The sequence below is a fragment of the bacterium genome (assembly GCA_004322275.1).
Taxonomy (GTDB): Bacteria; Desulfobacterota; Deferrisomatia; order Deferrisomatales; family BM512; genus SCTA01.
On sequence record SCTA01000010.1, the window covers coordinates 1 to 8,373 of the forward strand.

Below are 8,373 nucleotides of genomic sequence, written 5' to 3' on the forward strand. Positions count from 1 at the left end.
CGCGCTTTAAAAAGCGCGACCACTTCGTTCCGGCTGGGCCGTACGGGGCACCCGCTCGCTTTGCTCGCTAAGACCCCGCGCCGGCCCGACGCCTCCACTCGTTGCGCCGCGTATGGGCCATGAGGAGTGACGAAAGGATGGCTCGCACACGAGAAGGATTATTTGATCTCGTGTGCTCGAAGGTAATTTGTTTACAGCTATTTGAGATATGTGTAGAAAATCTACCTTCGAGAACAAAAGCTCAAATAATTTCGCTTTTGTTCGAGCCTTCTTTTCGTTCTCCACGCCCTCCGGCGCCAGCGAGTGAGAGAGCGAGGGTGCTTGTGAGCGCGCCATGAGCCCGTGGCGATTTGCGCGCTCGCCGAGCGACGAACGAGTGTTTTGGCGCAAAGGGGGCGCGCCTTTTCATCCCACCGCTTCTTTTGGGCGGTCAAAAGAAGCGGTGCCCGGTGCGGGCGGGCAGCCCGCAAGTATATAATTACATTAATGATTTATAGCGTTTGGTGGGCCGTGCCCACCCTACACGGCTACGACATGGAAACAGCCGAATTGTTTGGCGAATAATAACTATTACGAGGATTGCCATGAGAAAATATAGCGTTGTTGACTTTCTGGAGAAGGTAAAATCGGCATTTGCGTTTTTAATAGCGGAATACGGTTTTGAGATTGTAAAAGAGGAAGAATATGATTTTGACTATATTATTGAGTATAGGAATAATGAAATTAGAATAAGTTTGGATTACGACGTCAAAGATAATTTTTTTTATTTTGAAATAATAAGAGGGGTCGATACCAAATTTCCAAACGATAAAGACAGGGTAAATATTAAGTCTTTCATTGATTTAATAAATAAATATGAGCCAAGTTTTAATATAGATTTAATTCAACCTGATGATTCGCAATACCAAAAGGCTTTAGAATATAATTCCATAATTTTAAAAAAATATGGAAACGGAATATTGAGAGGCATCGAATGGTTTTAATCTCTCTGGGTTCAATTCCCCGAAACCGGGTAGCCTACCCACTCTGCGCGTGAATGACGAGGAAAGGCTAAAAGCCTCTGGATTCCCGCATGCGCGGGAATGACGGCCTTTAAGTTGCTGCGTCAATCTATATCCCCTTCTTCTTTGCATACCTCTTCGCCAACTCCATGAATATCGCCACATCTCCGTCGGTGTCTGCTTTCGTTCCGTCGAAGTAGAAGGTGCGGATGGGCATGCCTTCGAGGTCTTTGATGACCTTGGGGTAGAGCGCTTCGGAGACTATGCCGTTCATGCAGGTGAAGGGGCTTATGTCGACCATCCCAGCGCAGTTTTTCCTCTGATACCACGAGGCCTTGCCGACGCTGAGGATCATCTCTCCGAGGGCGGCGTGGGCGGGGATGTACTTCTCGCCGGCCTTCACTATCTCCCACACGGAATGGGGTTCTTCGCGGCCTTTTAAATCTTTCTCGAAGACCCTCGCCAGAGAGTGCTCTTCCTTGCGCTGCACCGCGTCGCTCACCCTGGCCTTCAGCATCCGGGTGTTGAAGGAGCCCTCGAAGGTGCGCAGCTCTTCCATCTCCCAGAGGTTTACATAGTAGACCCACTCGGTTATGTCGGACAGCCAACCTTCGCCGCCGTGGGCTTCTATTTTTCTGACGATGTCGTCGTTGGAGTAGGTGTTGAGGCGGCAGAAGATCTCGCCCCCGACTCCGATCAGGAGTTTTTTCTGCGTCAGGTCGGCCTTTATCTTGCGGAAGCGCTCGCGGCAGCGGCCCATGCACATCACCATGTCCGCGAATTTCCTGGGCCCGCGCCTGTCTTGCTGCGCGAGGGTGTCGGCGGCGTCTTCGATGCATTTCCAGTAGACTTTGTCAGTCATCCCCGGAACCAGTTCGTAGGGGCGGTAGCGGTGGAGCATCTTGCGGAGTAGGTCTGCCGCGACCACCGCCCACCAGCAGTAACGCAGGAGCTCCGGTCCTCTTTCCCCGATCCCCCTGTAACCGTTATCGCAGGTCGGGGAGAGGATGAGCACCTCGCCGAGCCCCATCTTCTCCAGCGTGCGCCGAAAGACGCGGGAGTACTGGCCGAAGCGGCAGGGGCCGGAGGCGGTGGGCATGAAGACCGCCGAGCGCGAGGGAATAAAACCCGGCGCTGTGGCGGATTTGAGGAAATTGCCGAGGGTGATTATCTGCGGGTAGCACTCGTCGCCGCCAAGGTGTTTCAGGGCCAGTTCGCGGGTGGCGTCGTCGCCCTCGGGACTGCCCTTTGCATCGAGGCCGAAGGAGCGGAAGGCCCCGGCGAAGGTGTGCGCCGTCCCACGGCACATTCCGGGAATTTCGATGGTTCTGCCTTCGAGGGAGCTGTTTTCGCTCATCTTTTCCCCCTCAGAAGCCCTTTGGAATCGAGGTAGGCCTCGGCCCGCGTGAGCATGCCCGCGTCGCCGCTGTGGGCGTCGAACTGGAGGGTCAAAAAGGGCTTTACCGCCGCATCCGACGCGAAACCCTTGATGTAGGAATCGGGGCCGCACTTGAAATTGGTGAAGTAGATTATGTGCATGTTCTCCCGTGAGGCCGTCCAGAGAGCGGTCTTTAGTATCCGCCTGCCGTAGTTCCAGAACATGTTGTCGTTCACCCCGGAGATGTCCACGCCGCTGTCGGGTATGAAATCTATGGGGATTACGTTCAGCCCGTAGTCCCGGCGCAGCCGCGAGGGGAGAGACATGTTCATTCCGGGGTCGAAGAGGTTGTAGGGCCTCCCGACGAGGACCACGGCGCTCTCTTTGGCTTCCTCGACGGCTTTTATCGCCTTCTCTCCCGCCTCCCTTACAGCGCCGGTGAAGGCCGCCTGCGCCGCGTAGGCCAGCTTTACCGCGAGCCGGTGGTGGGCGCGGTTTGCGGCGAAGGGGGAGAAGGTCTTGAAAAGCTCTTTTTCGACGAACTCCTCGCCATGCCTGAAATGGACGAGGGGCGAAAGGAATCTGCCGGAGAAATTTTCGGCGGAGGGGCTGTGGCAAAGGACGAAGGGCAGCGTCTGCCCCCACGGGCAGGCGTGGGACTGGACAGAGAGGTCTTCCGTCTCTTCGCTTATGTGCGCGGGGCAAAAGATGAAATCGACGGAGTGTTCCGCGAGGGCGGCGAGGTGCCCGTGCGCGGTCTGTATCGGCAGGCAGGGCTCCGCGACCGCTCCCTCGACTCCGGCGTCGATGACTTTTTTCGCCGTCGGCCCGGAGAGGATTATCCCGAAGCCCAAGACTTCGAGATAGGCGCGCCAGAAGGGGTGCCGCGAGTAGTAGTACATCGCCTGAAGGACGCCGGCGGTTTTACCGGCGGTCTTGCTCGAAAAAGAAAGCGCTTTTTCCGCATCACGCCTGAGGTTCTCGCCGTAGACGTTTTCCCGGAACCTGGCCAGGTAATCAGTTTCGAGGAGTACAGAGCGAAGGGCGATCAGGTCTTCCGTTACCGGTTTTCTGTCGGATTTTACCGGTTTCCGGAACTTCTCGGAGCACTTGTCGCCCCAGTAGCTCTTTGAGCCCTCTATCTCGAACTCCTTGATGTCGCAGAGGTTCGAGCAGCCGTTGCAGGAAAAATCCCGGACCGAGATGTCGCCCAGCCTAAGGTCGAAGCCCCTGAAAGTGCTCGGCTTTCCGGCGCCCGCCATCTTATCCTTGGCCAGAAGGGCGGAGCCGTAAGCGCCTATGACGCCGTTGTGAGGGGGAATCACTATCTCCTTGCCGAGAATGTGCGAGAAGGCGGAGGCGACGGCGAGATTGTAGGCGGTGCCGCCCTGAAAGAAAATCACCTCGCCGATGGGTCTGCCGCGCACGACGCGGTTGAGGTAGTTGAGCGCCACGGAGTAAGCGAGCCCGGCGATAACGTCGCGCTTTTCAGCCCCCTGGGCGAGCGTGGAGGAGAGGTCCTTTTCGATGTAGACCGTGCACCTCTCGCCGAGCCGGGTAGGGGCGGAGGAGGAAAAGGCTATCTTCGCGAACTCCTCGATGATGTTTATTCCGAGTTTTTCGGCCTGTTCCTCCAGAAAGGAGCCGGTGCCCGCCGCGCAAGCCTCGTTCATCGTAAAATCCACGACGATCCCGTCCCGGAGGTTTATGAACTTGGCGTCCTGCCCGCCTATCTCGAAGATCGTATCCACCCTGCCGTCGAGCCGCCTGTCGGCGACGTGGTAGGCCCCGGTCTTGTGGGCGGTTATCTCGTCGTTGACGGTGTCGGCCCCTATGAGCTCCCCGATGAGCTCGCGCCCGGAGCCTGTGGTTCCGACCCCGAGAACATTGACCCTTTCGCCGAAAAGCTCATAAATCTCTTTAAGTCCTTCCCTGACGACCTCGACGGGACGCGCCCTCGTGCGAAGGTAAATTTCGTGGAGAAGTTGCCCCTTGTCGTCGATGAGGACGAGATTGGTGGAGACGGAGCCTACGTCAACGCCGAGGTAGGCGTCGAAAATATCCCCTTCAGGCAACGTCGCAGGTATCGGCTCTATCCGCTTGACTTTACTGGTGGAAAGTTTCTCGAAGGAAGGGAAGACCGGTTTGGCGGGTGAGGGGACCGAAGAGGGGATTACGACGGGCGAACCGTCGCCTTTAGCAAGGAGCGCCGCCCCGATGGAGGCGAGGGAGGAAGGGTCGGCGGGGACGAAAAAATTCTCTCCTATTATGTTTCCGAGAGCGTCGGCGACTCCCTCGTTGTTGGCCAGCCCGCCCACGAAGGCCGTCCTGCCGCCAAGCTTTCGCCCCTTGACCACGGAGGATTTGTAATTTCTCGCCACCGCCTCGCAGAGCCCCTTCAGAATCTGGGGAGGAGTCGCGCCTTTCTGCTGGGCGTGGATCATGTCGGACTTGGCGAAGACCGAGCACCTTCCGGCGATCTTGGCGGGGCGGCCCGAACATCTTGCTATGAGGCCGACCTCTTCGGTGGCGTAGCCCAGCCGCGACGCCTGCTGATCGATGAAAGAACCTGTTCCCGCCGCGCATTCGCCATTCTGGTCGTAGTCGGTTATGAATATCTCGCTTCCGTCGCTCTCAATCTCGATAAAGCGGGATTTCTCCCCGCCTATTTCGACGAGGGAATCCGCGCCGGGGTGGAGAGTGCCTACTCCGTGGGCGAGCGCCTTGTAAGGGGAGAAATACGGAGCGCCGAAATGCGCGGCGACCGGCTTCGCGCCGCTGCCGGTGAAGGCGAGGCGAAAGCCGCCGGGAAAGAACCCCTCAAGCTCCCGCAAAAAGGTTTCGGCCGAATCGAAAGGGGTTCCGTGGATTCTCCTCGGGGGGAAGACGAAGATTTGCCCTGCGGACTTCGGCCCGTCAACGCGGCGAAACTCGCCCCCGAAAGGCGAAAAGGCGGGGTCGCTCGATACGACCGCTACCTTTATTGAAACGGTACCAAGGTCGCAGCCGACGTAGAGAGACAACTATAAAACTCCTTCATTGGAAAACTACTGCCCCGGCTTCCTCTTTCGGCGAACGGCAGCGTCGTTTCTCGGGCGCGGGTCTTGGCGTATAAACGATACTGCCTGCGACCGCGCGCCCTGCGGACTCCTTGCCCTTCGCCGAAATAGATTGCCGGAAGTTGGAAAAAATTACCCTGCCCGCCGTATCTTTAGCGAAGGCGGGCCGCTGCGCGGCTCCTTGAAAACCGGGGCTTCTCGTTACGTTTTTTTTCTACTTTTAGTGTTTAAAGCAGCGCTGCCCCGTAAAGACCATAGTAGCTCCCGCCTGATTCACCGCCTCGATGACCTCGTAATCCCTCGCCGAGCCGCCGGGCTGGCAGACTGCGGTCACTCCCTGACAGAGACCCACGTCCACGCCGTCGCGGAAAGGGAAGAAGGCGTCGGAGATCATCGCCGAGCCGGTTATCCCGCCTCTGGCCTTCGCCGTCTCCTCGCGTATCTCTTCAAGAGCCGCGGGGTCTTTTTCGCCGCGAAGGACGGAAAGCTCGAAATCCTTCATCGGTACGCCGTGTTTGTCGAAGCACAGGAGGTCTGCGTACTTGGTATAGGCCTTGAAGACGGCGATTTCCGCAACGCCGACCCTGTCCTGCTCGCCGGTGCCGATGCCCACCGTGCAGTGGTCCTTGACGTAGATCACCGAGTTGGAGGTTATTCCCTGCTCGACGCACCAGCCGAAGAGGAGGTTTGAAAGCTCTTCCTTCGTGGGCTCGCGGTTGACCTTGTAGGTGCTTCCCTTGTACTCGGTGACGGCGGGCTTGAAGTCGTTAACGGAGGTTACCGCGTTGAGCGGCGACTGCTGCACGATTATGCCGCCGTCCACGAGGGCCTTGAATTCGACGAAACGCTTCGCGAGGTAGTTTTTCAGGTTGTCGATGCCGGGAATCCGGAGGATGCGCAGGTCTTTTTTCTTTGTGAGTATCTCAAGAGCGCCTTCCTCGTAATCGGGGGCGGCGACGACTTCCAGATAGTTCTTGCTGACCGCTTCGGCGGTCTCTTTGTCCAGCGGCCTGTTTACGACCAGAGCGCCCCCGAAGGCGGCTATGCGGTCGGCCCTGTCGGCGCGCCTGTAGGCGGCGGCGAGGGTATCGTCCTGGGCGGCGCCGCAGGGGTTGTTGTGCTTGAGGATGACGGCGCAGGGCCTGTCCATCAGGTATTTTAAAATATTAAGGCCGTTGTCCACGTCGGTGAGGTTGGTCTTGCCGGGGTGCTTGCCCGCCTGAACCATCTGGGCTTCCGTGAGGGCCGAGACGAGGCCGTTTCCCGGCTCGATGAACCTGCACTTTCCGAGCACGAGGTTCCCGCCAGCAAGCTCGTAGAGCGCCGCCTCCTGTCCGGGGTTTTCGCCGTAGCGAAGGCCCTTTTCGACCAGGGTTCCATCCGATTCAGGCAGTTTCCAGGCGCGCTTTTTATAGGTGAGGGTCTGATCGCCGAAGGTTACGGTCATCGTATCCGGAAAACTGTCATCCATCACGGTGCGGTACATTTGCTTTAGTTCGGACATGGAACCTCCTTCGGGAGTTGGCGAATTTAAGATGTTGCCGAAAACGTCGCGAGAGCCCCGGATTCAAGGAGACGCGGAGCGAGAAGTGAGGCAGTATAGTTAATACGCCGAGCTTCGAGCGAGCACGCGACGATGAAGATGGGGCTCGCAGCAGTTTTCAGCAACATCCTGATTTATGAACTCTTTTCTATACCATAACGCTGATGTATCTTAAAGCGCCCGCATGGTTTGTAAAGTACGGACGGAAGGGAAACCCAAGCGAGAATGCACGAAATGGGAATTGCAGCCGAGATCTCTAAGATAGCCCTCGAAGAGGCGAAAAGGGAGGGGGCCGGTAGAATAGCCTCCATCTCCATAAGCGTGGGCCGCTGGTCAGGTGTGGAGCCGGAGACCCTGCGGTTCGCGCTGGGAGTCATCGGGGAATCGACGATAATGGGGGGGTGCGGGGTAGAAATAATCCTCGTGGAGCCGACCTTCTCCTGCGACGAATGCCAAAAGGACTACACCGCCGAATCGAGGCTCGACCCCTGTCCCGGCTGCGGCTCTTTGGCCGCCAGTATGGTAGCGGGGGACGAGCTTTCTATAAATTCGCTGGAAGTGGAGTAAAATGGAGCGTTAATGAGGGAGATTCAGGTAGAAAAGAAGATTCTGGGCGCGAACGACGCGCTGGCGGCCAGAAACAGGCGGATTTTCGCCGAGAAGGGCGCTTACGTCATAAACATGATCTCGAGCCCCGGAACCGGAAAGACCACGATGCTGGAAGGGACCCTCGGCAGGCTTGTCGCGGGCGGGCTTTCGGTAGCCGTAATAGAGGGCGACGTGCAGACAAGAAACGACGCCGACCGCGTGGCTTCAACGGGCGTACCGGTCGAGGCGGTAATCACCGGGGGCGCGTGTCACCTCGACGCCTCAATGGTGGGGAAGGCTTACTCCAATCTGGCTCCCCGCCTGCCGGAAAGGCTCGACCTTCTCATCGTCGAAAACGTCGGCAACCTTGTCTGCCCTTCCGCCTACGACGTCGGGGAGCACGAGAAGGTCGCCCTCGTGAGCGTTACCGAAGGAGAGGACAAGCCGCTCAAGTACCCTTCGCTCTTTCACGCGGCGGCCTCCTGCCTCATAACGAAGACCGATCTTCTGCCGCACCTGGAGTTTGATCTTAAGCTTCTGGAGCGCAACGTAAGGGCCGTCAACCCCTCCATTCGCCTCTTTCTCGTTTCGGCGAAGTCGGGCGAGGGGATGGAAGGGTGGATAGAATATCTCGCCTCCAGGGCGAAAGAGACAAGGGCTTGTCCGTAAATAGGCCTTTCGGAAATCGCGCCGGATTTTGAGAGCGATTTTGTCGCGAAGACTGAGCAAAACCGCAGGCGTAGTTGTTCTACGGCGAGGTTTTGCGATTGATGAGCGGCAAAAGCGGGCCAAAAGCCGGATGCG

General features: G+C 57.7%; 6 protein-coding genes. 3 read left to right on the forward strand and 3 right to left on the reverse strand.

What is annotated here, in order from left to right:
• Positions 1-584 precede the first annotated feature (584 nt).
• The gene (locus tag EPN96_03295) at positions 585-983 is read left to right on the forward strand and encodes a hypothetical protein (GenBank protein ID TAL17991.1); all 399 of its coding nucleotides are present in this window, start codon (positions 585-587) and stop codon (positions 981-983) included.
• A 127-nt stretch (positions 984-1,110) separates the two neighbouring features.
• Here the strand turns inward: EPN96_03295 and EPN96_03300 are convergent, their stop codons facing one another.
• The 3 genes from EPN96_03300 to EPN96_03310 all read right to left on the reverse strand — a co-directional run bounded on the left by EPN96_03300 (position 1,111) and on the right by EPN96_03310 (position 6,942).
• Positions 1,111-2,358: a hypothetical protein gene (locus tag EPN96_03300; protein ID TAL17992.1), complete on the reverse strand. Its 1,248-nt coding sequence runs from the start codon at positions 2,356-2,358 to the stop codon at positions 1,111-1,113.
• Positions 2,355-5,402, reverse strand: a complete 3,048-nt coding sequence (locus tag EPN96_03305; GenBank protein ID TAL17993.1) for a hypothetical protein — start codon at positions 5,400-5,402, stop codon at positions 2,355-2,357. Before EPN96_03305 ends, EPN96_03300 begins: the two co-directional genes overlap by 4 nt.
• Positions 5,403-5,658: 256 nt before the next feature.
• A complete protein-coding gene (locus EPN96_03310; GenBank protein ID TAL17994.1) occupies positions 5,659-6,942 on the reverse strand; it encodes an IMP cyclohydrolase in 1,284 nt (427 codons plus the stop codon).
• 264 nt (positions 6,943-7,206) lie between these two features.
• Between EPN96_03310 and hypA the strand changes: the two genes are divergently transcribed.
• Together hypA and hypB are read left to right on the forward strand one after the other, a co-directional pair.
• Positions 7,207-7,548, forward strand: a complete 342-nt coding sequence (gene hypA, locus EPN96_03315) for a hydrogenase maturation nickel metallochaperone HypA (protein TAL17995.1) — start codon at positions 7,207-7,209, stop codon at positions 7,546-7,548.
• Between the two features lie 12 nt (positions 7,549-7,560).
• Entirely contained in the window at positions 7,561-8,238 is a 678-nt protein-coding gene (gene hypB, locus EPN96_03320) for a hydrogenase accessory protein HypB (GenBank protein TAL17996.1), read from the forward strand.
• Positions 8,239-8,373: the final 135 nt, after the last annotated feature.

Bases quoted from the DNA above. Each gene is read 5' to 3' on its own strand.
- EPN96_03295 (TAL17991.1), top strand. From the start codon at position 585: ATGAGAAAATATAGCGTTGTTGACTTTCTGGAGAAGGTAAAATCGGCA.
- EPN96_03300 (TAL17992.1), bottom strand. From the start codon at position 2,358: ATGAGCGAAAACAGCTCCCTCGAAGGCAGAACCATCGAAATTCCCGGA.
- EPN96_03310 (TAL17994.1), bottom strand. From the start codon at position 6,942: ATGTCCGAACTAAAGCAAATGTACCGCACCGTGATGGATGACAGTTTT.
- hypA (TAL17995.1), top strand. From the start codon at position 7,207: ATGCACGAAATGGGAATTGCAGCCGAGATCTCTAAGATAGCCCTCGAA.
- hypB (TAL17996.1), top strand. From the start codon at position 7,561: ATGAGGGAGATTCAGGTAGAAAAGAAGATTCTGGGCGCGAACGACGCG.